Origin of the sequence: Glycomyces sp. MUSA5-2 (assembly GCF_037034145.1) — a bacterium.
Lineage (GTDB): Bacteria > Actinomycetota > Actinomycetes > Mycobacteriales > Micromonosporaceae > Glycomyces > Glycomyces artemisiae.
Map to the genome: position 1 here is coordinate 906,317 of NZ_JBAGKG010000001.1, position 23,129 is coordinate 929,445.

General features: G+C 72.5%; 18 protein-coding genes. 7 read left to right on the forward strand and 11 right to left on the reverse strand.

Features of this window, described 5'->3' with window-relative positions; genetic code table 11:
• The first annotated feature begins 67 nt into the window (after positions 1–67).
• Together WA640_RS04315 and WA640_RS04320 are read left to right on the forward strand one after the other, a co-directional pair.
• Positions 68–1,033, forward strand: a complete 966-nt coding sequence (locus tag WA640_RS04315) for an ATP-binding cassette domain-containing protein (RefSeq protein ID WP_335986263.1) — start codon at positions 68–70, stop codon at positions 1,031–1,033.
• On the forward strand, positions 1,030–1,848 hold the full coding sequence (locus WA640_RS04320) for an ABC transporter permease (RefSeq protein ID WP_335986264.1): 819 nt from the start codon (positions 1,030–1,032) through the stop codon (positions 1,846–1,848). Before WA640_RS04315 ends, WA640_RS04320 begins: the two co-directional genes overlap by 4 nt.
• A 36-nt stretch (positions 1,849–1,884) precedes the next feature.
• On the opposite strand, the gene WA640_RS04325 is transcribed toward WA640_RS04320, so the two are convergent.
• Together WA640_RS04325 and WA640_RS04330 are read right to left on the reverse strand one after the other, a co-directional pair.
• The gene (locus tag WA640_RS04325; RefSeq protein WP_335986265.1) at positions 1,885–5,055 is read right to left on the reverse strand and encodes a BTAD domain-containing putative transcriptional regulator; all 3,171 of its coding nucleotides are present in this window, start codon (positions 5,053–5,055) and stop codon (positions 1,885–1,887) included.
• A gap of 287 nt (positions 5,056–5,342) precedes the next feature.
• On the reverse strand, positions 5,343–6,005 hold the full coding sequence (locus WA640_RS04330) for a nucleoside/nucleotide kinase family protein (protein WP_335986266.1): 663 nt from the start codon (positions 6,003–6,005) through the stop codon (positions 5,343–5,345).
• 158 nt (positions 6,006–6,163) lie between these two features.
• Between WA640_RS04330 and WA640_RS04335 the strand changes: the two genes are divergently transcribed.
• From WA640_RS04335 to WA640_RS04345, 3 genes are all read left to right on the forward strand, one after another.
• Entirely contained in the window at positions 6,164–7,204 is a 1,041-nt protein-coding gene (locus tag WA640_RS04335) for an NAD(P)-dependent alcohol dehydrogenase (protein ID WP_335986267.1), read from the forward strand.
• Between the two features lie 125 nt (positions 7,205–7,329).
• On the forward strand, positions 7,330–7,698 hold the full coding sequence (locus tag WA640_RS04340) for a PadR family transcriptional regulator (protein WP_335986268.1): 369 nt from the start codon (positions 7,330–7,332) through the stop codon (positions 7,696–7,698).
• A 1-nt stretch (position 7,699) separates the two neighbouring features.
• Entirely contained in the window at positions 7,700–9,058 is a 1,359-nt protein-coding gene (locus WA640_RS04345) for a permease prefix domain 1-containing protein (RefSeq protein WP_335986270.1), read from the forward strand.
• 84 nt (positions 9,059–9,142) lie between these two features.
• On the opposite strand, the gene WA640_RS04350 is transcribed toward WA640_RS04345, so the two are convergent.
• The 7 genes from WA640_RS04350 to WA640_RS04380 are packed head-to-tail and all read right to left on the reverse strand — an operon-like array spanning position 9,143 to position 16,758.
• Positions 9,143–10,144, reverse strand: coding sequence for a sugar phosphate isomerase/epimerase family protein (locus WA640_RS04350; RefSeq protein ID WP_335986271.1), 1,002 nt, complete (start codon positions 10,142–10,144; stop codon positions 9,143–9,145).
• On the reverse strand, positions 10,137–10,976 hold the full coding sequence (locus tag WA640_RS04355) for a sugar phosphate isomerase/epimerase family protein (RefSeq protein ID WP_335986272.1): 840 nt from the start codon (positions 10,974–10,976) through the stop codon (positions 10,137–10,139). The genes WA640_RS04350 and WA640_RS04355 overlap by 8 nt, the downstream gene beginning before the upstream one ends.
• A complete protein-coding gene (locus WA640_RS04360; RefSeq protein ID WP_106366077.1) occupies positions 10,973–12,172 on the reverse strand; it encodes a substrate-binding domain-containing protein in 1,200 nt (399 codons plus the stop codon). The genes WA640_RS04355 and WA640_RS04360 overlap by 4 nt, the downstream gene beginning before the upstream one ends.
• 17 nt (positions 12,173–12,189) lie before the next feature.
• Positions 12,190–13,188 carry an ABC transporter permease gene (locus WA640_RS04365; protein ID WP_335986273.1) on the reverse strand — a complete coding sequence of 333 codons (999 nt, stop codon included), beginning with the start codon at positions 13,186–13,188 and terminating at the stop codon, positions 12,190–12,192.
• Entirely contained in the window at positions 13,185–14,183 is a 999-nt protein-coding gene (locus tag WA640_RS04370) for an ABC transporter permease (RefSeq protein ID WP_335986274.1), read from the reverse strand. The genes WA640_RS04365 and WA640_RS04370 overlap by 4 nt, the downstream gene beginning before the upstream one ends.
• Positions 14,180–15,643, reverse strand: coding sequence for a sugar ABC transporter ATP-binding protein (locus WA640_RS04375; protein WP_442904685.1), 1,464 nt, complete (start codon positions 15,641–15,643; stop codon positions 14,180–14,182). The genes WA640_RS04370 and WA640_RS04375 overlap by 4 nt, the downstream gene beginning before the upstream one ends.
• Positions 15,644–15,660: 17 nt before the next feature.
• Positions 15,661–16,758 carry a Gfo/Idh/MocA family protein gene (locus WA640_RS04380; protein ID WP_335986276.1) on the reverse strand — a complete coding sequence of 366 codons (1,098 nt, stop codon included), beginning with the start codon at positions 16,756–16,758 and terminating at the stop codon, positions 15,661–15,663.
• Positions 16,759–16,864: 106 nt separating this feature from the next.
• On the opposite strand from WA640_RS04380, the gene WA640_RS04385 reads away from it, so the two are divergent.
• Positions 16,865–18,076 carry an ROK family transcriptional regulator gene (locus WA640_RS04385; RefSeq protein WP_335986277.1) on the forward strand — a complete coding sequence of 404 codons (1,212 nt, stop codon included), beginning with the start codon at positions 16,865–16,867 and terminating at the stop codon, positions 18,074–18,076.
• Positions 18,077–18,078: 2 nt separating this feature from the next.
• On the forward strand, positions 18,079–19,008 hold the full coding sequence (locus WA640_RS04390) for an aldo/keto reductase (protein WP_335986278.1): 930 nt from the start codon (positions 18,079–18,081) through the stop codon (positions 19,006–19,008).
• Between the two features lie 148 nt (positions 19,009–19,156).
• On the opposite strand, the gene WA640_RS04395 is transcribed toward WA640_RS04390, so the two are convergent.
• Together WA640_RS04395 and WA640_RS04400 are read right to left on the reverse strand one after the other, a co-directional pair.
• Positions 19,157–22,462 carry a DUF4132 domain-containing protein gene (locus WA640_RS04395; protein WP_335986279.1) on the reverse strand — a complete coding sequence of 1,102 codons (3,306 nt, stop codon included), beginning with the start codon at positions 22,460–22,462 and terminating at the stop codon, positions 19,157–19,159.
• Between the two features lie 53 nt (positions 22,463–22,515).
• Entirely contained in the window at positions 22,516–23,088 is a 573-nt protein-coding gene (locus WA640_RS04400; RefSeq protein WP_335986280.1) for a dihydrofolate reductase family protein, read from the reverse strand.
• Between the last annotated feature and the right edge of the window lie 41 nt (positions 23,089–23,129).

Consider the following 23,129-nt stretch of genomic DNA (forward strand, 5'->3'; position numbering starts at 1 on the left):
CCGCCGATGACATGCGGGCCGCGAACCATGGGTTCCGTCAACCGACAAGGTTCGAAGGGAAACCCGCATGTCCACCGCATTCGAGACCGAAGGGCTCGTCAAGCGCTTCGGCGACTTCACCGCCCTCGCCGGGGTCGACCTGGCCGCCGAGGAGGGCACCGTCCTCGGCGTGCTCGGGCCCAACGGCGCGGGCAAGACCACCATGGTGCGCGTCCTCGCGACGCTCCTGCGCCCCGACGGCGGCGCCGCGCGGGTCGACGGCATCGACGTCACGCGCCGCCCCGACGAGGTGCGGCGCCGGATCGGGCTCACCGGCCAGTTCGCGTCCGTTGACGACGACCTGACCGGGATGGAGAACCTCCAGCTCATCGGCAGGCTCCTCGACCTGCGCGGCAGCGAGATCCGGTCCCGCACGAAGCAGCTCCTGGCCGATTTCGACCTCACGGACGCCGCCAAGCGCACCGTCAAGACCTACTCCGGCGGGATGCGCCGCCGCCTCGACCTCGCCGCGAGCCTCATGGGCCGCCCGCGCACCGTCTTCCTCGACGAGCCGACGACGGGGCTCGACCCGGTCAAGCGCGAGGAGCTGTGGGGCGTCGTGCGCAGGCTCGTCGCCGACGGCACCACGGTCCTGCTCACCACGCAGTACCTCGAAGAGGCCGACGCGCTCGCCGACGCGATCAGCGTGTTCGACCACGGCCGCGTCATCGCGCACGGCACGCCCGCCGAGCTGAAGCGGATCGTCGGCGGGCAGTCGATCGTGGTGCGGCCCAGCGAGGCCGGCACGTTCGACGCCGTCGCCGGCCTGCTGCGGAAGTTCACCGGGCACGAGCCCGAGTCGCCGCAGCGCGGCGTGCTCGCCGTGCCCGCGGAGAACGAGCTCGTGTTCACCGCGATCGTCGCCGAGCTCGCGCTCGCCGGGATCGGCGTCACCGAGCTGGCGCTCCGCCTCCCCGACCTCGACGACGTGTTCTTCAAGCTCACCGGGCACGTCACCAGCAGCAACGACCAGAAAACGGAGGTGCCGGCATGACCGCCGTCCTCACCGCACCCGCCGCGCCCGACCTCGACGCCGCGGCCGTCAAGCGCCCGTTCGCGCTCGCGCGCCACTCGCTCGCGCTCGCCTGGCGCAACCTCGTCAAGACCATGCGGAACCCCGAGCAGCTGCTCGACGTGACGCTCCAGCCGATCATCTTCACCGCGATGTTCGGGTTCCTCCTCGGCGGCGCGCTCGCGGGCGACACCGCCGCGTACCTCCAGACGCTCGTGCCCGCGCTGATGGTGATGCTGACGCTGTTCGCGTCGATCCAGTCGGGCACGAACTTCTCCACGGACCTCAAGAGCGGCCTGTTCGACCGGTTCCGGTCGATGCCGATCGGGCGGTCCGCGCCGCTCATCGGCGCGGTCCTCGGGGACGCGATCCGGTACGTGGTCACCATCGTCGTGCTGCTCGGGTTCTCGTACCTGCTCGGGTTCCGGATCGAGACCGACCCGGCGCGGGCGCTCGCGGCGTGCCTGCTCGCGATCGGGCTCGGGTTCGCGCTGAGCTGGGTGTTCCTGCTGCTCGGTGCGGTCATGAAGGAGCCGGGGTCGGTGCAGGGCATCGCGTTCATCGTGACGTTCCCGCTGACGTTCGGCACGAACATGCTCACCCCGACCGCGTCGATGCCCGGCTGGCTCCAGGCGTGGATGGACGTGAACCCGTCGGTGTACGCGATGGACGCGGCGCGCGGGCTCATGGTCGGCGGGCCGGTCGCCACGCCGGTCGCGGTGACCCTCGCGTGGATCGCCGGGATCATCGCGGTGTTCGCGCCGCTCGCGGTCGCGGCCTACCGGCGGCGCACCTGATCCCTGCGTCTGGCAAGGGGCGCAGAGGGATCGGGACTAATCCAACTGGGAAACACCGCGCGAGCGCCGGGCCTCCGGGTCCGGCTCTCGCGCTTTGCAGGCCCGCTCCAGGCGGGCGAGGGCCGCGTCCCGGTCGAGGGCGCGGCCGCGCTGCGCCGCCGCCTCGAAGGGCTCGGCGCCGAGGCGTTTGCGAAGGGCGCGTTCGAGGATCGCGGCGTCGACGTCGAACCGGTCGGGGGCGCCGCGGAGCTCGTCGGCGACGCCGAGGAGCTCGGCCGCGGCGGTGTCATCGCCTCCGGCCGCCGCGAACGACCCGGCGGCGATGGCGACCTTGGCGAGGACCGGCATGTCGAGCGCCGAGTGCGCGGCGTCGAAGGACTCGGCGAGGAGACGGCGGGCGCCCTCCTGGTCGTCGCGGGCGAGGGCGGTGAAGATCCGGGCCCGCGACATCAGCGCAGTCCACTGGGGAGGCACGATGACCCACTGGTCCTCGCGCAGCCCGTCGGCGACGGTGTAGTGGCGCTCGGCGTCCTCAAGGCGCCCTTCGAGGCGGGCGAGGTCGCCGAGTCCCAAGTGGGCGAACAGGGCCTCGCGGCCCGCCGAGGGGTGGTCCCGGTCGGCCTCGGCCTCGGCGATGACCGCTTCGAGGGCCTCGCGGGCCTCGTCATTGCGTCCCTCGCGGATCAGGGCGCTCGCGAGGATGGTGCGGGTCTGGATCGCGGCGGCCCCGGGGCTCAATTCGCGTTGCAGCGCAATGGACTCCTCCAGGGCGGCGACGGCCGGTTCGAGGTCGCCGAACATGAGGCCGATCTGGGCGAGCCAGTTGAGCGCGTGGTAGAGGCCGAACCGGTCGCCGGTGTCGCGGAAGCCGGAGGCGGCTCGGCCGAGGTCCACGCGCATCTCGGTCATCTCGCCGCGGTCTTCGAGCAGGAGCGCACGCAGCATCCAGAGCACGGAGCGGACCCACGGGTCGGGGTGGGCCATGCGCCGCTCGATGCAGGCGAAGCCGCCGTCGTGCTCGTCGATGAACATGAGCAGCAGGGGTTCGGCGAGGACGAGCAGCGGATGGTCGGGGTAGGGCGCGGCGGCGCGGACGACGGCGTCGAACTCCTCGATGATGCCGTCGGTCTGGAAGGTGCCGCACATCATCCGGTTGATCACGGCCATGCCCTGCACCACGACGCGGGATTCGTCGGGGGCGGGGCCGGGGACGGCCAGCGCCGCGTCGAGCCAGCCGGTGACCTCGGGGCGGGCGCCCGCGTAGAGCCAGTGGATGCACATGGCGGCGGCGAGGCGCACGGCCGTGTCGGCGTCGCCGCCGCCGACGGCGAAGTGGAAGGCGGCCAGGAGGTTCCCGCGTTCGGCGTCGAGGCGGCGCATCCACTCGATCTGGTCGGCGCCGCGCAGGTGCGGCTCGGCGGCCTCGGCGAGTTCGAGGGCGTAGGCGGCGTGCGCTTCGTGGGCCTTGACGAGGCGGCCGGTCTCGGCGAGGCGCTCCTGGCCGTACTCGCGGATGGTCTCCAGCATGTGGAAGCGGCCCGATCCGGTGGGCTGGAGGATCGACTTGTCCGCCAAGGAGGTCAGGGTGTCGAGGGAGGCGCCGAGCCATTCGGCGGCGTCGATGGAGAGGCCCCCGGCGAAGACGGAGGCGGACTCGGCGAGGTCCCGTTCGGACGGTTCGAGGAGGTCCCAGCTCCAGGCGACCACGGCGCGGAGTGTCTGGTGGCGCGGGAGGGCGGTGCGGGAGCCGCCGGTGAGGAGCAGGAAGCGGTCGCCGAGGCGGTCGGCGACCTGCGGGAGGTCGAGGGTGCGGAGCTTCGCGGCGGCGAGCTCGATGGCGAGGGGGAGGCGGTCGAGCCGGTCGCAGAGGGCCGCGACGTCCGCCGCGTTCGCTTCGTCCACGGTGAACCCGGGGCGGACGGCGGCGGCGCGGTCGGCGAAGAGCCGTTGGGCCGCTTGGGAGCCGAGGGGGCCGATGTGGCAGACGGTCTCGCCGGTGATGGCGAGCGGTTCGCGGCTGGTGGCGAGGATGCGCAGGTCGGGGCAGGCGCCGAGGAGGCGGTCGGCGAAGTCGGCGGCGGCGTCGATGAGGTGCTCGCAGTTGTCGAGCACGAGGAGCGCGGGCCGACCCGCGAGGGCCTCGACGAGAAGTTCGAGGGTGGCGGCGGGGGCGCGGCGCTCGGCGGGGTCGGTGTCGAAGGCGCCCACGGCTTCCGCGGCGGCGCGGGCGACGCCCTCAGGGTCGGTGACGGGCGCGAGCTCGGCGATCCAGGCGCCGCCGGGCGGGGCGGTGGAGGCGGCGGCGGAGGTGGCGAGGCGGGTCTTGCCGACGCCGCCGGGGCCGCAGAGGGTGACGAGGCGGGCGTTGCCGAGGGCGGCGGCGATCTGGGCGCGCTCGGGTTCGCGGCCGACGAAGCTGGTGAGCGGGGCGCGGAGGTTGCCGCGGGTGCGGGCGGGCTTCGGCGGCGCCGGTTCGAGGAGTCGCATGTGGACGGCCTGGAGGTCGGGGCCGGGGTCGGCGCCGAGCTCGTCGGCGAGGCGGCGGCGCAGCGCGTCGTAGCGGGCGAGCGCCTCGGCGCCTTGGCCCGCGGCGAGGAGGGCGCGGAAGTACAAGGCGTGCAGGCGTTCCCGGAGGGGGTGTGCGACGGCGGCCTCGGCCAGCGCGGGGAGCAGCGCGGCTGCGGCCGCGCCGGAGGCGAGTTCGGCCTCGGCCCAGTCCTCGACGGCGGCGAGGCGGGTCTCTTCGAGCGCGGCGATCGCGCTGAGCGCGTCGGGGGTGTCGGCGAGCGCGGGGCCGCGCCACAGGCCGAGCGCCTCGGCGAGGAGGCCGCGGGCGGCGGGGTCCCCGGCCCGGAGCGCGCGGCGGCCCGCGGCGGCGAGGCGTTCGAAGCGGAGCAGGTCGACGGCCTCGGGGTCGGCTTCGAGGCGGTACCCGCCGGGGACGGACGCGACGGCGCCGGGCGGCAGGAGGCGGCGCAGGCGCGTGACCAGGGATCGGACCGCGGAGGCGGGGTCGGCGGGCCCGTCTTCGGGCCACACGGCCGCGGCGAGCGATTCGGCGGCGACGGGCCGCCCCGCGCTCTGCGCGAGGCGGGTCAGCAGCGCGCGGAGCCGGGCCCCGGCGACCTCGACGGGCCCGTCGGCGGTCCCGACCGCGAGCGGCCCCAGCACCCCGACCGTGAACGTAGAGGCGTCGAGTGGCGGCATGAGATGAATATACGTCGCCGGGCGCAGCGGTTTTCGCTTCGCGAGTCGGCGCGGGCGGGGGCGGGGCGCCCGCCGCGAGGCCGCGCGGATGGGGCGCAGGGCACCCATTGCGGGTCCGCGTGGACGGGGACAGAGCATCCGCTGCGGGTCGGCGCAGGCGGGGACAGTGCACCCGCTGCGGGGCCGCGCGGCGGGCACCCGTTCGGGTGACACATCGCCCGCGGCGGCCGGTTTCTGTCGGACCCCTCGGCAAGCCTTGGCGCTACGGTCCCCCGGGTGGGTGGGGGTTAGGGATGGCTCGAACCTCTACCTATAGCGAGCGCCTCGAAATCGACCAGCAGGTCGGCGCGGTCGCGGACGAGGCGGATCCGCTCGGCGTTGCGCTCGTCGACCTCGGCGACCCAGGACCGGGCGCGCTCGGGGGTCTTGCCGAAGCGCTCGTGGCGGGCGATGAGCCGCTCAAGGCGCAGCGGCCCGGGGGTCTCGCAGTACCAGACCTCGGTGAGCGCGGCGCGCACCGCGGGCCACGGGCCCGACTCGTCGAGCAGGTAGTTCCCCTCGGTCACGACCACCGCGGCCTCCGGCGGCACCGCGATCGACCCGGCCACCGGCTCCCCCACCGTGCGGTCGAACTCCGGCGCGTACACGGTGCCGCGCTCGACGGCGATCCGCTCCAGGAGCGAGCGGTAGCCGTCGCCGTCGAACGTGTCGATCGCGCCCTTGCGCCCGCGCCGCCCCAGCCGCACCAGCTCGGCGTTCGCCAGGTGGAAGCCGTCCATGGGCACCTGCACCGCGCGCGTGCCGCCCGCGTCGAGCGTGCGCGCCAGCCACTCGGCGAGGGTCGTCTTGCCCGCGCCGGGGCATCCGGCGATGCCGATGAGCACCCGGCCGCCCGCGTCCAGGGCCTTGACGCGCTCCAGCAGCGCCTGGGGGTCGTTCGCGAAGTCCACGCGCCGAACCTAGCCCACGGGCTCCGCGGCCCCGCAGAGGCTGCTCCCTGTGCTTCCTCAAACCCGGACGCGGCCACGGTGATCGGGGTTACGGTGACCGGGTCAGAGGCCCCGCGGACCGCGGAGTCGCGGGCCCGGTGAGACCGCACGGAGGCGACATGAAAGCCCTGCAGTACCGCGAGATCGGCGCGGCCCCCGAGGTCGTCGAGATCCCCACGCCCGAGCCGGGACCAGGCGAGGTCCTCCTCAAGATCACCGCCGCCGGGGTGTGCCATTCCGACATCGCCGTCATGGAGTGGCCCGCCGAGGGCTTCCCGTACGCGCTGCCGCTCACCCTCGGCCACGAGGGCGCGGGCACCGTCGAGGCGCTCGGCGACGGCGTCACGGGCGTCGAGGTCGGCGAGTCCGTCGCCGTCTACGGCCCCTGGGGCTGCGGGCGGTGCATCAAGTGCGCCGCGGGCGAGGAGAACTACTGCCAGCGCGCCCAGGAGCTGGGCATCAACCCGCCCGGCCTCGGCTCGCCCGGCGCGATCGCCGAGTACCTGATCGTCGACGACGCCCGGCACCTCGTCCCGCTCGGGGACCTCGACCCGGTGCAGACCGTGCCGCTCACCGACGCGGGGCTCACCCCGTACCACGCGATCAAGCGGTCGCTGCCGAAGCTGACGCCGGGTTCGACGGCGGTCGTCATCGGCACCGGCGGGCTCGGGCACGTCGCGGTGCAGGTGCTGCGGGCGGTCTCGGCCGCGCGGGTCGTGGCGCTCGACGTCTCGGAGGACAAGCTGGAGCTGGCGCGGAAAGTCGGTGCGCACGAGGCGTTCCTGTCGGACGGGGAGGCAGCGGGCAAGGTGAAGGAGCTGACCGGCGGGGTCGGCGCGCAGGCGGTGTTCGACTTCGTGGGCGTGGGGCCGACGGTGGCGACCGCGGGCGCGTGCGCGGCCGTGGAGTCGGACGTGACGATCGTGGGGATCGGCGGCGGCACGCTGCCGGTCGGGTTCGGGGCGCTGCCGTTCGAGGTGTCGGTGAAGGCGCCGTACTGGGGCACGCGCGACGAGCTGATCGAGGTGCTCGACCTGGCGCGCGGCGGCCACGTGGACGTGCACGTGGAGACGTTCTCCCTGGACGAGGCGCCGGAGGCGTACGAGCGGCTGCACGCGGGCCGGATCAACGGGCGCGCGGTGATCCTGCCGAACGGCTGAGCGTGTGCACAGGAGCGGCCCGGCCGGGGTTCCGGCCGGGCCGTTTGACAATCCCGGAACCCTAGATCTACGATGCATAGAACAGCAAGGCATAGAAGTTCTAGGTACGAAGGAGGCGCCCCCTCATGCACATCGCGAAAGACCTCGTGGCGGCCTCGGCCACCCCGCTCGTGCTCGGCATTCTCGCCGAGGAGGAGAGCTACGGCTACGCGATCCTCAAGGAGATCGCCGAGCGGTCCGGCGGGCGGCTGGAGTGGACCGAGGGCCTGCTCTACCCGCTGCTGCACCGGCTCGAACGGCTCGGGCACGTCGAGTCCACCTGGCGCACGCCCGAAGGCGGGCGGCGCCGCAAGTACTACGCCATCACCGAGGACGGGCACCGGGAGCTCGCCGAGCAGCGGCGCCAGTGGGCGGCCGTCACCGATGCGCTCCAGGACATCTGGGAGACCACCCGCACCCTCGGACCGGCCGCGCCCAGGGCGATGGAGGCCTGACATGACCGACACCGACATCGAGGCGCAGGTAACCGAGTGGCGCGCGTACATGCTGCGCCGCAAGGCGATCAGCGAGGCCGACGTGGACGAGCTGGAGGACCACCTGCGCGAGCGGGTCGGCGACCTCACCGCGGCGGGCCTCAAGCCCGACGAGGCGTTCCTCATCGCCGTCAAGCGCATGGGCCGCATGGACGAGCTGTCCCGCGAGTTCGCCCGCGAGCACTCCGACCGGCTGTGGAAGCAGCTCGTGCTCGACCCCGACCGGGACGCCGCCGCCGACGCGGAGCGGCGCCGCGGCCTGCTCGTCATGATCGTGTGCGCCGCTTTGGGAGTGGTCGCGATCAAGGCCCCGGCGCTGTTCGGGCTCGGGTTCGACGGCTCCGGGGACTTCTACGCCCGCAACATGGGCCTGCTCGTGCTCGCGCCGCTCGCGGTCTACTTCGCGTGGCGCCGCAGGCTCGGCACGGGTTCGATCGCGGCGGTGGCGGTCCTGTTCGCCGTCGGCGCGGTCGCCAACAACGCCTACCCGCTCGACGCCGACTCGCAGTCGGTGGTGCTCAGCGCGATCCACCTGCCGCTCATGCTGTGGTTCGTCGTCGGCATCGCCTACGCGGGCGGCGAATGGCGGTCGGGGCGCAGGCGCATGGACTTCATCCGGTTCTCAGGCGAGTGGTTCATCTACCTGGTCCTCATCGGACTCGGCGGCGGGGTGCTCACCGGGTTCACCGCAGGCGTGTTCGGCGCGATCGGCGTCGACGCCGAGGTGTTCGTCTCCGAATGGCTCGTGCCGTGCGGGCTCGCCGCCGCGGTCGTGGTGGCCGCGTGGCTGGTCGAGGCCAAGCAGTCGGTCATCGAGAACATGGCCCCGGTGCTCACCCGCGTGTTCACGCCGCTGTTCGCCGTCACGCTCATCGCGGTGCTCGTCGCGATCGGCGTGACCACCAACGCGATCGACGTCGAACGCGACATGCTCATCCTGTTCGACCTGCTCCTGGCGGTCGTCCTCGGCCTGGTGCTCTACTCCATCTCGGCGCGCGACGCCGAGTCGAAGCCCGGGGTGTTCGACTGGATGCAGCTCGCGCTCGTCGTGAGCGCCCTGCTCATCGACGTCCTCGTGCTCGTCGCGATCCTCGGCCGCATCACCGAATGGGGGTTCACGCCGAACAAGAGCGCCGCGCTCGGCGAGAACCTCGTGCTCTTCGCGAACCTCGCGTGGACGGCCTGGCTCTACGTCTCGATCATCAGGCGCCGCAAGCGGTTCGCGCAGCTCGAAGACTGGCAGACGAACTACATGCCCGTCTACGCGGCGTGGGCGGCCGTCGTGGTCCTGCTCTTCCCGCCCCTGTTCTCGTTCGCCTGAGAGGAAACCGCCGCGGGCCGCCCTGGGAGGAGGGCGGCCCGCGGTCACCTGTGCGGACCCGAAGGTGCGGTCGGGCCCGGAGGTCTAATCGGAGCCGAAGGCGGAGTCGAAGGACGCCTCCGGGGGCTCGAAGTTCAGGTTCCGCACGAACTCCACCGCTTCGGCGGCGCCGCGCAGGCGGTCCATCCCGGCGTCCTCCCACTCCACGGAGATCGGCCCGGAGTAGCCGATGCGGCCCAGCACGCGGAAGCAGTCCTCCCACGGCACGTCGCCGTGGCCGGTCGAGACGAAGTCCCAGCCGCGCCGCGGGTCGCCCCACGGCAGGTGCGAGCCGAGGCGGCCGTTGCGGCCGTCGAAGCGCTTGCGCGCGTCCTTGCAGTCCACGTGGTAGATCCGGTCCCGGAAGTCCCACAGGAACGCGGCCGGGTCGATGTCCTGCCACACCATGTGGCTCGGGTCCCAGTTGAGCCCGAACGCGGTCCGGTGCCCGACCGCTTCGAGCGCGCGGTGCGTCGACCAGTAGTCGTAGGCGATCTCCGAGGGGTGCACCTCGTGCGCGAACCGCACGCCGACCTCGTCGAACACGTCGAGGATCGGGTTCCAGCGGGCCGCGAAGTCGTCGTAGCCCGCCTCGATCACCGCCTCGGACACGGGCGGGAACATCGCCACGTACTTCCACACGGCCGAGCCGGTGAAGCCGATGACGGTGTCCACGCCAAGCTTCGCGGCGGCCCGCGCCGTCGCCTTCATCTCCTCGGCGGCGCGCTGCCGGACCCCTTCGGGGTCGCCGTCGCCCCACACGCGGGAGGGCACGATCGCCTTGTGGCGGTCGTCGATCGGGTCGTCGCAGACCGCCTGGCCCACGAGATGGTTCGAGATGGCCCACAGGCCCAGGCCGTGCGATTCGAGAATGGCCCTGCGGTCGGCGACGTAGTCGTCGTCCTCGGCGGCGCGCACCACGTCGAGGTGGTCGCCCCAGCAGGCCACTTCGAGCCCGTCGTAGCCCCACGAGGCCGCGAGGCGGCACACCTCTTCGAACGGCAGGTCCGCCCACTGGCCGGTGAACAGCGTGATCGGTCTAGGCATGCAGACTCCTCAGGTAGGTCAGGCCGTCGACGGCGATGGCGTCCTGGGTCGGCGCCAGGGGCCGCCATATCGACGCGGCGGTGGCGATGGTCGCATTGTGCGCCGTGAACGACTCGATGACAAGCGGTCCGCGATATCCGGCACCGTCGAGCGCCGCCGTGATCGCGGGCCAGTCGAGGTGGTCGCGGCCCGGCGCGCCCCGGTCGTTCGCCGAGACCTGCACGTGCGCGATCCTCCCTGCGGCCCTTGCGATCGCCGCGGGGATGTCGGTCTCCTCGATGTTCATGTGGTAGACGTCCAGGGCGAGCCCGGTGCCGGGCAGGCCGTCGAGCGCTTCGAGGGCTTGGTCCACAGTGTTCACGACGCTGGTCTCGTAGCGGTTCAGCGGCTCCACCGCGACGGTGATCCCCCGCGCGGCGGCGTACTCGGCGACGGGCCGGAGGTTCGCCCGCAGCTGCGCGTAGGCCGCCGCGCGGTCGCCGATGCGCCAGGTCCGCCCGACCGACGCGTACGCGGGCCCGGCGATCACCGGCGACCCGACCGCGGCGGCGGCGTCCACGACGCCGCGCAGGTACTCCTGCGTCCCGGCGACGGTTTCCGCTGGGGCGTCGAGGAGCTCGCGTCCCGGGCCCATGACGAGGACCACCGTGGCGTCGAGGCCGAGTTCCGCGAGCAGTTCAGCGGCCTTCGCGGGTTCCCAGTCCCCTATGGACTCAACCGGCAGCTCGATCGCGTCGAACCCCCAGTCGCGGATCTGCGGCGCGAGCCGGGCCAGGGCCTCGTCGTCGAGCGGCGAGGCCCAGACCCAGGTGTTGACGCCGATGCGGCTCAACGGTCCTGCCACGCTTCGGGGAAGCCCGGCAGGTCCTCGCCGCCGAACTTGGCGTAGTGCAGCGAAGGCATGTCGGCGTTCACCTCCAGGTACTGGTCGCGCTCGGCCTCGGTGATCGGGTCCTGCGGGAGCACCCACTCCGAGGGGACCTGCTCGCCCGCGAGGATCATCGTCGCGGCGATCACGGGCGTGCGCCACTGGAAGTTCGAGTACACGGGCGCGAGCGCGGTCATGCCGGTCTCCTGCCACTTGCGCATGAACGACAGCTCGTCCTCGCCGGTCATCACCGGGTAGGGCTTGCCGGCGTCCTCGAACGCCTCGATGGCCGCGACGGCGCCGTCCCCGGCGTCCATCCAGATGCCGTCCACGTCGCCGCGCTGGAGGTACTGCGTGACGATGTTCTTGATCTCCGCGGCGTCGCCGCCGGTGAACTCGTTCCCGAGGATCTCCAGCTCGGAGTCCGCGAAGATCTCCTGGGCCGCGGCCCAGCGGTTCTCCAGGACGTCCACGCCCGGGAGGATGCGCAGCGCCAGGACCTTGTCGCCCGGCTCCAGGTTGTCCACGAGGAACTCCGCGGCGTCGGCGCCGAACGCGTAGCCGCCGATCGGGTGGATGAAGGTGACCGCGCAGTCGGTGTTGACGCCGCGGTCGAACACGATCACCGGGACGCCCGACTCGCAGGCCGCTTCCACTGCGGGCGTGAGGGTCGCGGTGGTCGACGGGGAGATGATGAGCGCGTCGCAGTCGCCGGAGTCGACGAACGCCTGGATGTCGCTGATCTGCTGGTCGTCGTCGTCCCCGGCGTCGGAGTGCCGGAACTCGCCGATCTTGCCCTCGGCCTGGAGGACCTCGACCTGCTGCTGCATGGTGATCCAGCCGGTCACGCGCCACGGGTTCGACACCGACGCGTTCGAGAAGCACACGGTGGCGTCGCCGCCCTCCTGCGCGAACTCGGTCGTGTCGATCCACTCGGGCTCGATGGCCTGGAGCCACGGGGCCGCCGGGTCCCCTTCGGGTTCGATGTCGCGCTGGGCGAGCTGCTCGTCGTAGTCGGCCTGGACGAACCACTCGTCGCCCGATTCGGCTGCGGTGGTGGCGTCGTCCGCTTCGTCGGTCGGGGCGTCGGTGGTGCACGCGGTGGCGAGCAGGATGCCCAGGGACGCCGCGGCGGCCGCGGCTATGCGTGTGGTCCGCATGGTGTGTGACCTTCTTTTCATGAGGGAGTAGGAGTTGCGGTGGCGGTCGGAACGGGTCGTGCGCGCGCCCGCGCCGCGTAGGCGACGGCGGCGATGATGATGGCGCCCTGCACGGCGGGCCGGAGCGTCGCGGGGAGCGCCATCTGGTTGAACAGGGTGAACAGGCCCTCGATGACCAGGGCCCCGGCCATCGCGGCGAGCACGGAGCCGCGGCCGCCGCCGAGGACGACGCCGCCGAGGACCACCGCGGTGATCACGGTGAACTCCAGGCCGTCGCCGACCTGCGCGGAGACGCCCGCGAAGCCGCCGATGAGGACCCCGGCGACGGTGGCCGACAGTCCTGAGAGGACGAACGCGAGCGTGCGGGCGGTGTCGACGCGGGCGCCCGAGAGGGCCGCGGCGCGCTCGTTGTCCCCCGCGGCCAAGAGGATGCGGCCGAAGCGGGTGCGCATCAGCAGCACCGCGCCCGCGCCGAGGGCGAGCATGATGAGCAGGGCCCACGGGAGCTGGCCGAGGACCGGCACGTCGTCGATGCCCAGGCGGCCGGGGACGCGGAACGCTTCGGAGAGGCTGCCGGTCGGGGCGCCGCCCGTCCACAGCCTGATGGCGCCGTAGAGGACCAGGAGCATCCCGAGGGTCGTGATGAACGACTGGACCTTCAGCGCGGTGGTGATGAGCCCGTTGACGAGGCCCACCGCGATCCCGAAGAGCGCCATGACGATGAGCACCGGAACCGTGCGGGACTCCTCGCCGTCGATGAGGCGCGCGGCGATCACGACCTGGGCGCCCACGAGCGCGCCCACGGACAGGTCGAAGTTCCCCGAGACGATCACGAAGTACTGGCCCGCGGCCAGGATCACCAGGGGCGCGGCCTGCTTGAGGAACGCCATGAGCGAGGGGCCCGCGAAGAACCCGGGGTTCATCGCGAACACGGCCGCGAAGACGAGGACGAGCAGGATGAAGACGGTCGCGGTCGGGTTCGTCGCCCGCGCGAGCAGCTCCCGGGCGCGTGTCATGACGCCCTCCCTTCGGCGAAGCGGGGCCGCCGCGCGTGGCGGTCGAGCTGGCGGCGGGCGTAGATGGCGACGGCCGCGATGATGACCACGCCGCGCAGCACGTCCTTCGCGAACGGGTCGATCTGGAGGACGTTGAACACGGTGTCGAGGACGGCGAGGATCGCCACGCCCGCAACGGTTCCGGCGACGCCGCCCTTGCCGCCGAGGAGCAGCGTCCCGCCCAGGACCACCGCGGCGATGGCGTCGAGCTCGTAGAGGTTCGTGTACGCCTCGGCCGAGCCGGTGCCGAAGCGCGCCGCCAGGAGCAGGCCCGCGGCGCCTGCGGTCATGCCGCAGAGGATGTGGGCGACGAGGAGGGTGCGGCCGGTGCGGATGCCGGACATGCGGGCCACGTCGGCGTCGCCGCCCACGGCGTACATGTGGTGGCCCGTGCGCGTGGACCGCAGGAACCAGATCGCGGCCGCGGCGACGAGGAGCATCACCAGGGCGGACACCGGGACGGGCCCGATGCGGGTGTACCCGAACTGCTGGAACACGGCGGGCACGTCCCCGGCCGGGCCCTTGTACTGGGTGTCCAGGTAGCCCTTGATGATCAGGCCCGTGCCGAGGGTGGTGATGAACGGATTGACGCCGAGGTAGGCGGTGACCGCGCCGTTGAAGGCGCCCACGAGCCCGGAGACGAGGAGGACCGCGGCGACGGCGAGCGGCACGTTCGCCGCCTGGCCGTCCATCGTGGTCGCGGCGACGAGGCTGGAGAGCGCCGCGGTGTACCCGACGGACAGGTCCAGGGACCGGCACAGGATCACCAGGGTCATGCCGATGGCGAGGAACCCGGTGAGGCTGGTGCGGGTGAGCATGTCCACGAGATTGGCGGTGGCGAACAGGTTCCCGCCGTCCATGGCGACGGCGGCGCCGCCGACGACGAGGACGCCCGCGAGCGCGAGGTAGATGAGGGCGGTGGTGCCGAGGCGGGGCGTGTGGAGGCGCTGGGTCATTCCGGGCCCCTTCCGGTCGCGTAGGCCATGACCTGCTGCTCCGTTGCGCCGCCGGGGAGTTCGGCGGCGATGCGGCCGTCGTGGAGGACGGCGATCCGGTCGGCGAGGCCGATGACCTCGATGAGCTCGGAGGCGATGAGGAGCACCGCGAGCCCTTCGGCGGCGAGTTCGCGGATCACCGAGTACAGCTTGTGCTTGGCGCCCACGTCGATCCCGCGGGTGGGCTCGTCGAGGACGATGATCCCCGGTTCGGCGGCGAGCCATTTCGCGACGACGACCTTCTGCTGGTTGCCGCCGGAGAGGAACCGGACCTCCTGGTCCTCGCCGCGGGCGACGAGGTCGAGGCTGGAGAGGAGCCCCGAGACGCGGGCGAGGCGGGCGCGGGAGTGGACGCGGGCGTTGGCGTCGAGGACCATGCGGGCGTTGGCGCGCACGGACTGGCGCAGGGCCAGGCCCTGGGCCTTGCGGTCCTCGGTGACGAGCGCGATCCCGGCGTTGATGGCCTTGCGGGGCTTGGTGATGCGAATGGGCGTGCCGTCGACTTCGATCACACCGCGGGTGAACGGGGCGATCCCGAAGACGGCTTCGGCGATCTCGGTGCGGCCCGAGCCCTGGAGTCCGGCGAGGCCCACGATCTCTCCGGCGCGGACTTCGAGGTCGATCGCGTCGACGCGGTCGTTCCCGCCGCCGGTGATTTTCAGTCTGACCTCGCCGGTCTCGGTGCCGGGCAGGCGGTCGGGGAACTGGGCCTCGATGCGGCGGCCGACCATCTTGGCGACCAGGTCGTCGGGGGTGATGTCGGCGGTGGCGGTGGTGTCGACGAGGCGGCCGTCCTTGAGGACGGTGATGCGGTCGCAGAGGTCGAAGATCTCCTTGAGCCGGTGGGAGACGTAGAGGACGGCGGTGCCGCGCTCGCGCAGGCGGCCGATGAGCCGGTAGAGGAGCTCGACCTCGGCGTCGGCGAGGGCGGCAGTGGGCTCGTCCATGCAGATGAGGTCGGCGCCTTGGGAGAGGGCCTTCGCGATCTCGGTGATCTGCTGGTGCGCGACGGAGAGGGTGCCGACTTTTGCGGCGGGAGAGAGGTCCTCGACGCCGAGGTCGGCGAGCACGGCCGCGGTGGACTCGGTCATCGCGCGGCGGTCGATGAGCATGCGGCGCTTGGGCTCGCGCCCGAGGTGCACGTTCTCGGCCACGGTCAGTTCCGGGAGGAGGTTGAACTCCTGGAAGACCGAGGCGACCCCGGCCTGCTGGGCCTGGAGGGGGTGGGTGAAGGAGACGGCGCGGCCGTCCAGCTCGATGGTGCCGGCGTCCGCGGTGTGGACGCCCGCGAGGATCTTCATGAGCGTGGACTTGCCGGCGCCGTTCTCCCCCACCAGGGCGTGGACCTCTCCCGGCTCCATGGTGAGGTCCACAGAGGAGAGCACAGGGACGCCGAGGAAGGCTTTGTCGATGCCGCGCATGGCGAGCAGGGGGCCGGTCACTGCGGCACCTCCGCCCAGTCCCTGGTGCGGGCCGACTCGGCGACGGCCTCGGCGATGCGGGCGGCGCGCAGGCCGTCGGCGAACACCGGCAGCCCGTCGGGGGCGCTCCCGGCGATCGCCGCGGCGGTGTCGGCCACGAACGCGTTGAAGCAGTCCTGGTAGCCCTGGGCGTGGCCGCCGGGGACGCGGGCGAGGCGCGCGGCGTCGGGGCTGAGGTGCTCGGGGTCGCGCATGAGCTCGCCGTTGACCTCGCGCCCGCCGATCCACAGCGTCTCGGGGCGCTCCTGGTCGAACGCGAGCGTGGCCTCGGAGCCCGAGATCTCCAGCAGGAGGCGGTTCTTGCGGCCCGCGGAGACCTGGCTGACCACAGTGGAGCCGATCATGCCGCCCGCGGTGGCGAACTGGAGCGTCACGATGTCCTCGGTGGCGACGTCCCGTCCGCCGCGGCGGCGGTTCGCGGTCGACAGCTGCGCCGAGACGGCGGTGATGCGGTCGCCCGAGACGAATTCGAGCAGGTCGCACCAGTGGGACCCGATGTCGCCGAACGCTCTCAGCGCCCCGCCGCGGTCGGCGTCCACGCGCCAGTTGTCGTCCTCGGGGCGCAGCAGCCAGTCCTGGAGGTAGGAGCCGTGGGCGAGGGTAAGGCGGCCGATGCCGCCCGCCGCGATGCGGGCGCGGGCCTCGCGGACCATCGGATGGAAGCGGTAGACGAACGGGACGGTGGCGACGACGCCCGCGGCCTCCGCGGCCTCGGTCATCTCGCGGGCCGCAGCAAGGTCGGTGGCGAGGGGCTTCTCGCACACCACGTGCTTTCCGGATTCGATGGCGGCCATGGCGATCGGATGGTGCAGGTCGTTCGGCACACAGACGTGGACGACGTCGACCGCGTCGATGAGGTCCTTGACGTCGTCGAAGACCGCCTCGGCCCGCAGCGACGGCGCGGCGCGGCGGGCCCGCTCGGGGGTCGAACCGGCGATCCCGGCGACGGCGCCGCCTGCGACGGCGATGGCATGGGAGTGGACCCGCCCCATGAAGCCGGTGCCGATGACGGCGGCGCGGTAGGTCGCCTGCCGGGTGATCGTGACGTGAGCCATATGACGACCGTATGACAGACTTATGACGGAGCACAAGCAAAAGTTGTTCGCGTTATGAAACAGTTATGACGGTGGCCCGGCCGAACCGGTGTGGTTCACTAGTCCCGTGACTGATGGTTCGACCGAGCGGCACCGGACGGCCCCCGCGGCCGCCGCCGGTGCGGGCACCCTGCTCCAGCTGCTGCGGGACGGCGTGCCCCGCACCAGGTCCGAGCTCGCCGCGCTCACCGGCCTCGCGCGCTCCACCGTCACCGGCCGCGTCGACGCCCTCCTCGCCGCCGGCCTCATCGCCCCCAGCGGCGAGACCGCCTCCACCGGCGGCCGGCCTCCCGCCACGTTCGCGTTCAACCCCGCCGCGCGGATCGTCCTCGGCGCGGACCTGGGCGCCACGCACGCGCGGCTCGCGGTGATCGACATGGCCGGGACGGTGCTCGCGGCCGTCAACGCCGACCTGGAGATCGCCTTGGGCCCCAAGGCGGTCCTGGACTGGACGGTCGAGCACGGGCGGAAGCTCCTGAACGAGGTGGGGCGGCCGGTGGGCGACCTCCTCGGCATCGGCATCGGTCTCCCCGGCCCCGTGGAGCACTCCACCGGACGCGCCGTCAACCCGCCGATCATGCCCGGCTGGGACGGTTTCGACGTGCCCTCCTATGTGCGCGAACGCATCCCGGTGCCGGTCCTGGTCGACAACGACGTGAACATCATGGCCCTCGGCGAGCACTTCGCCGCCTGGCCCGAGTACGAGCACCTGCTCTTCATCAAGGCCGCCACCGGCATCGGCTGCGGCATCATCGTCGGCGGCCAGGTCTACCGCGGCGCCCAGGGCGCGGCCGGGGACATGGGGCACATCCGCGTCGCGGGCGCGGACGACGCCCACTGCCGGTGCGGCAACACGGGATGCCTGGAAGCGGTGGCCTCGGGCGCGGCCATCGCCGGCGCCCTGACGGCCGAGGGCATCCAGGCGGGCGGCTCCCTCGACGTCGTGGAGCTGGCCCGTTCAGGCTCCATTCCTGCGCTGCAACGGGTCCGCCAGGCCGGACGCGACATCGGCGAGGTGCTCGCCGGAGCCGTCAACTTCTTCAACCCCTCGATCATCGTCATCGGCGGGTCCCTCGCCCTCGCGGGCGACCACCTCATCGCGGGCGTGCGCGAAGTGATCTACCAGCGCTCGCTCCCCTTGGCCACCAGGCACCTCCGCATCGCCGCCGCCCGCACGGGCGAGTCGAGCGGCGCCATCGGCGCCGGGGTGATGGTCATCGAGCACGCCCTCGACCCCGCGCGCCTCGACGCGGGCACGGATTCCCTGAAGAACGGATGATCATGCAGCGCACCACACTCGGCAAGACCGGCATCAGCGTCACGCCGCTGTGCTTCGGCACCAGCACCATCGCCGGGTTCACCGGGACCTACGGGTACGAAGTGGACGATGAACGCGCGGTCGAGACGATCCTGGCGGTCTTCGACAGCGACATCAACTACCTCGACACCGGCAACAACTACGGCAAGGACGGCCTCGCCGAACGCCGCATCGGCGAGGCGATCCGCCGCCGCGGCGGCCTCCCCGACGGCTTCGTCCTCCAGACCAAAGTAGACGCCGATCCCGAGACCGGCGACTACTCCGGCGCCCGCGTCCGCCGCTCCCTTGAGGAGAGTCTCGAACGCCTCGGCCTGGACCGCGTCCCGATCCTCGCCCTCCACGACCCGGAGTTCATGAGCCAGGACGGCTTCGCCCCCGGCGGCGCGCTGGAGGCGCTGGTCGCGATCCGCGACGAGGGCCTGGTCGACCACCTCGCCGTGGCCGCCGGGGACATCGCGATCACCCAGCGGTACCTGGACACCGGCGAGTTCGCCGTGGTCCTCAACCACAACCGCTACACCCTGCTCAACCGCGAGGCCCACGACCTCTTCGAGGGCGCGCGGGCGAACGGCCTGGGCGTGCTCAACGCCGCGCCGTACGGCGGCGGGATGCTCTCGAAGGGCCCGGCGGCCCAGCCGAAGTACTGCTACGGCGAACGGGACGAGGCGTTCGCGGCGAGCGCGACTGCGATGGCCGAGGCCTGCGAGGCGGCGGGCGTCCCGCTCGCGGCGGCGGCCCTCCAGTTCTCGACCCGCTCCCCGCTCATCGACGCGACGGTCGTCGGCATCTCCCGCCCCGAGCGCATCGCCGAGACCATCGCCCTCTACGAGACGACGATCCCCGACACCCTCTGGCCCCAACTCGAATCCCTCAAGCCGAACGCGACCATCTGACGCGAATCCGGCGGGCACCCAAAAGGCCGCCCGAAGCCCTGGGGATGGGCCCCCGATCTGCAATCCTGCCCGCGGGGTACGACATTCCGCCTCGATGCGAGCGGGGTTCGGCCGGATTCACCGGCCGAACCCCGCTCGCATCGTCGCGCTAACGCGTCGCGCGCGCGATGCGCGCCGCGACTGTCAGCGTCTCCGACATGCGGACCGCGTCGACCTCGCCGTCCTCCGGCAGCGCGACGACGACCTTCTCCAGCACCTGCTCGTTGTCGTCGTACCCGCCGTAGCCCGGGTGCACGCCCGGCGACGGCTCCAGCAGCAGGAACCCGCCCTCGGGGAACTCGTAGAAGATCCCGCGCCCGTAGCTGCGCTCCCGCGGGTCGCCGTACTTCCAGCCGCGCTTCAGCAGCCCGATCAGCGGCCCCGCACCGGTCTTCGCGCCCTCGAAGCGCGCCACGCGCCCGCTCGCGCGCTCCTCGTCCGTCAGCGCCAGCACCAGCCGCGTGAGCTGCTCGAACGGTTGCAGGATCTCGTAGTCCGCGAACACCTCCGCCCACGCCGAGACCTCCGCGCCGAGCGTCACCGGGTGCGCGATCCGCACCGAGCCGCCCTCCGGCAGGTCGAACGGCTCGTCCTCGGCGTCCGCGGCCGTGCGGTCCTCCGCGAGCCGGAACGACCGCCATCCGTCCCCAGTGGAGCACTGCCAGACGAGGCGGCTCGTGAGCTGCCACGCCACGGGGTGCTCAACCAGGTACTGCCGGAACTCCGGCACCGTCCACTCCCGCTGCGCGACCATCGCCGCCTCCAGCCGCTTCACCTGCTCGGTCGCGGCAGCCTTCAACTCCTTGCGCAGCAGCGCGAACCGCTCGAACGCGGCCTGGGCCAGCTCCGCGTCGTCGGCCGCGGCGGGCTTCGGGGCGCTCGCGCGGCGCTTGCCCTTGTCGTCCACCACGAACGGCTTCAGGCTCTCGTCGAACTTCACGGTGAACGACCGCGGCCCGTAGTCCAGGACCAGCGGCTCGTCCGAGGACAGGCCGAAGTCGGGCAGGAGCCGGTCGGCGAGCTGATCGAGGCTCAGGTCCAGGCGCTCGGCGATGACCTCGATCTGCGCGGCCGCGGTCTTCTTGAGCGCCTTGAACTTCGCGTTCGACGCGATCGCCTGCACCGACCGCAGCGCGGCCTCCGAGCCGATGTGTCCGAGGATCTCCAGGCCGCGCACGGCCTTGCGGTTCTGGCTCTGGCCCGGCCATTCGCGGATGAGGTCCGTGAGGCGCCGCACCGCGACGTCGTCGGCGAATCGCCGCAGCTGGTCCATCGCCCAGCCGTCCTTCGACGGCGCGCCCGCGGAGAGCCACAGCTCGAACAGGCCCCACGAGAACGCCGTCAGCGACGCCGGGTCGCATTCGGCCACAAGAGGATCGACGCCCGGGTAGAGCCGGTCCGGGTCGTCGAGGGCGAGCGCGGCCATGAGGGTCCGCGCCCCGTCGGCGGGCAGCGCGGCCTCGCGGCCATTGAGCAGGACCGGCGGGAGCATCGCGGGGTCGGCCCAGGCCGGGGCCTTGGGGACGCGGCGCTGCGGGTCCAGCGGGTCGGCGTCGACGATCGCGGCGACCGCCTCGGCGGCGGCCGGGCCGTACGCGGCGGCGCGCTCGTCGAGCAGCGCCCGGTCCGTCGCGGCCAGGTGCTTGAGCGCGTCGATCGCGCTGAGACGCTGCTTCCCGGCCTTTCCGAGCGCGTCGGGGATGAGCAGCGACGCGGCGTCGGCGGCGTGCCGGTCGAGCCACGCCCGCCCGAGCGCCCGGTCCCCGCGGGGCCGCGACACCAGGTCGGCGGCCATGCGCGCGACGTCGAGGCTCACCAAGGGCAGCATGGCGTTCCGGTGCGAGGGCCGCTTCTTGATCAGCTCCTGGACGCGGCCCGCGGCCTCCTCGCCGAAGCGGGCGAGGATCGCGCAGAGCGTCTCGGTCGAGGCCCACTCGAACTTCCCGGTCCACAGCGGCAGCGCCGCGCGGGCACGGTCGTCGGGGCCCCAGGCGAGCAGCCCGGGGAAGTAGTAGTGGTCGGGATCGGGCCCGTCGGGCATCATCCGCTCCCACATCGTGGGGGTGGTGCGGATGTAGTCGTACTCGTAGCCGTTCTCGGGCATCGTGCCCCACGCGTCGCGTTCCTCGGGCGCCCAGCGCAGCTCGTCGATCTCGGGCGGCACGAGCCCGGCGACGGCGGTCGTCCCGGCGGCCTTGAACGGCGTCCACGGCGGCACGGCGAACACCGCGGGAAGCTCGGCGGTTTCGAACCGCGACGCCGCGGCCAGCAGCTCCTCGACGCGTCCGCGCGACTCATCGTCCAATGCGGACAGGTGCTGCTCGATGCCGAACTCGCGCACCAGTCCCGCGATGCGGCTGCGCGCGTGCGACGCCGTCCCGGGGGCGACCGCGGCCACGGCCCGGAGCGTGCGCACCGGGAACCGCGCGGCGGCCTGGCGCAGGGCGGCCAGCGCCTGCGGGCGGACCGTGCGCTCCAGGAGGAAGGCGATGCCGGCCTCGGAGGGGATGCGGCCGATCGCCTCGTACATGAGGTCGCGGGTCTCGGCGCTCGGTTTGGCGTCGTCTTCGAGGGTCGCGGTGAGCAGCGGGAGGAGGTCGGCGCCGAGTACGTGGAGGGCGCGGGCGACGGCCCCGGCGTCGAACTGGGGGTGGTCGAAGTACTCGACGCCGCAGAGGGAGAGGTGCTCGGCGGTGGACACGAAGGTCCAGAGGATGTCGGCGCCGTGGCGGACATGGCCGCGGTCGGCGTAGGCGGCGCAGGCGTCGAGGGCCCACTGCTCCTGCTCGGGCATGAGGACGGCGCTGACGAACTTGTGGGCGTCGCCGGTGCGGCGGGCCTCGACGAGGGCGCGGATGTGCTCGTACTCGTCGTCGGGCAGTGCGGCGAGGAGGGACCGGACGTCGGCGAGGGCGTCCATGGAGACGATCGCGTACCTGGTGATGCTGTACATCGAGTGGGGTGTGAAGGACAGGTGCGAGTCGGCGGGGTGGTTGTGGGCGCAGTACCAGGTGAGGCTGTTGGCGTACAGCTCGGTGAGGGCCTCGACGGCGAACGGGAGGCCGTGGCGGGCGGTCCAGGCGTGGACGGCGAGGCGCTCGAACTCCTTGCGGCGCTGGTGGTGCGTGCGGCCCAGGAGGGCGACGGCGAACGCGGCGACCTCGGCGTCGGGTTCGAGCGCGGTCCCGGCCCGGATCGCGGCTTCGTACGGGCCGCCTTGCGCGACTTCGAGGGGCTTCTCGAAGAAGTCGCGCTTCTGGTCGAACAGATCCTGGAGCCGTTGGGGCGCTTCTGGATCGATGACGACGGCCCTGGGCCCGCCGCGCCCGCGCCGGTCGAGCGTGTGGGCGGCCCAGGCGTCGGGGAGCACGACGGCGTCTTCGCCGGGGACGGATGAGGAGTCGTTGAGGTTCACGCCAGAAAGCATAGGAACCCGGTACGACACCGCATCCGCTGGCGGCTCCCGGCCTACCTGGCGCGGTAGGTCTGGAGGGACATGCCGGACTCGAAGGTGAGGTTCTCGACGAGGTCGAGGCGCAGGGGCGCGTAGGGGCCGTCGAACAGGGGGAGGCCGCCTCCGAGGACCACGGGGTAGCGCTTGAGGACGATCTCGTCGATCTCCTCGACGAGCGCGGCGGCGAGCTTGCCGCCGCCGCAGAGCCAGATGCCTTGGCCCTCTTGCTGCTTGAGTTCCCGCACGGTCTTGAGGGCGTCGTCGGCGACGAAGGTGACGTCGGGTGCGAGCGCGGGATCGAGGGTCGAGGAGAAGACGTACTGCTTCAGGTGCGCGTAGGGGCTGGGGCTGCCGGATTCGAGGCCCGGCAGGTAGGTGCCCTTGCCCATGAGGACGGTGTCGTACAGCTTGTTGGGCGCGTCGGCGAGGCCGAGCGGCTCCCGGAACGCGGTCGGGATCGTCTCGGGCCGCAGGGCGTTGATGTGGGCGGACAGGTCGGGTTCGATCGGCAGCCGGTCGAACTCGCCGCCGGGGCCGGCGATGTAGCCGTCGATGGTGGCGCCGATGTAGTAGGTCAGCTCGCGCATACACACTCCGTTTGAAGTACTATGAATGAAGTGGTTTGAAG

What these genes read in the sequence shown, in the direction of transcription:
- WA640_RS04315 (WP_335986263.1), top strand. Translation starts at nt 68, where the DNA reads ATGTCCACCGCATTCGAGACCGAAGGGCTCGTCAAGCGCTTCGGCGAC.
- WA640_RS04320 (WP_335986264.1), top strand. Translation starts at nt 1,030, where the DNA reads ATGACCGCCGTCCTCACCGCACCCGCCGCGCCCGACCTCGACGCCGCG.
- WA640_RS04325 (WP_335986265.1), bottom strand. Translation starts at nt 5,055, where the DNA reads ATGCCGCCACTCGACGCCTCTACGTTCACGGTCGGGGTGCTGGGGCCG.
- WA640_RS04335 (WP_335986267.1), top strand. Translation starts at nt 6,164, where the DNA reads ATGAAAGCCCTGCAGTACCGCGAGATCGGCGCGGCCCCCGAGGTCGTC.
- WA640_RS04340 (WP_335986268.1), top strand. Translation starts at nt 7,330, where the DNA reads ATGCACATCGCGAAAGACCTCGTGGCGGCCTCGGCCACCCCGCTCGTG.
- WA640_RS04345 (WP_335986270.1), top strand. Translation starts at nt 7,700, where the DNA reads ATGACCGACACCGACATCGAGGCGCAGGTAACCGAGTGGCGCGCGTAC.
- WA640_RS04350 (WP_335986271.1), bottom strand. Translation starts at nt 10,144, where the DNA reads ATGCCTAGACCGATCACGCTGTTCACCGGCCAGTGGGCGGACCTGCCG.
- WA640_RS04360 (WP_106366077.1), bottom strand. Translation starts at nt 12,172, where the DNA reads ATGCGGACCACACGCATAGCCGCGGCCGCCGCGGCGTCCCTGGGCATC.
- WA640_RS04365 (WP_335986273.1), bottom strand. Translation starts at nt 13,188, where the DNA reads ATGACACGCGCCCGGGAGCTGCTCGCGCGGGCGACGAACCCGACCGCG.
- WA640_RS04370 (WP_335986274.1), bottom strand. Translation starts at nt 14,183, where the DNA reads ATGACCCAGCGCCTCCACACGCCCCGCCTCGGCACCACCGCCCTCATC.
- WA640_RS04375 (WP_442904685.1), bottom strand. Translation starts at nt 15,643, where the DNA reads ATGCGCGGCATCGACAAAGCCTTCCTCGGCGTCCCTGTGCTCTCCTCT.
- WA640_RS04380 (WP_335986276.1), bottom strand. Translation starts at nt 16,758, where the DNA reads ATGGCTCACGTCACGATCACCCGGCAGGCGACCTACCGCGCCGCCGTC.
- WA640_RS04390 (WP_335986278.1), top strand. Translation starts at nt 18,079, where the DNA reads ATGCAGCGCACCACACTCGGCAAGACCGGCATCAGCGTCACGCCGCTG.
- WA640_RS04400 (WP_335986280.1), bottom strand. Translation starts at nt 23,088, where the DNA reads ATGCGCGAGCTGACCTACTACATCGGCGCCACCATCGACGGCTACATC.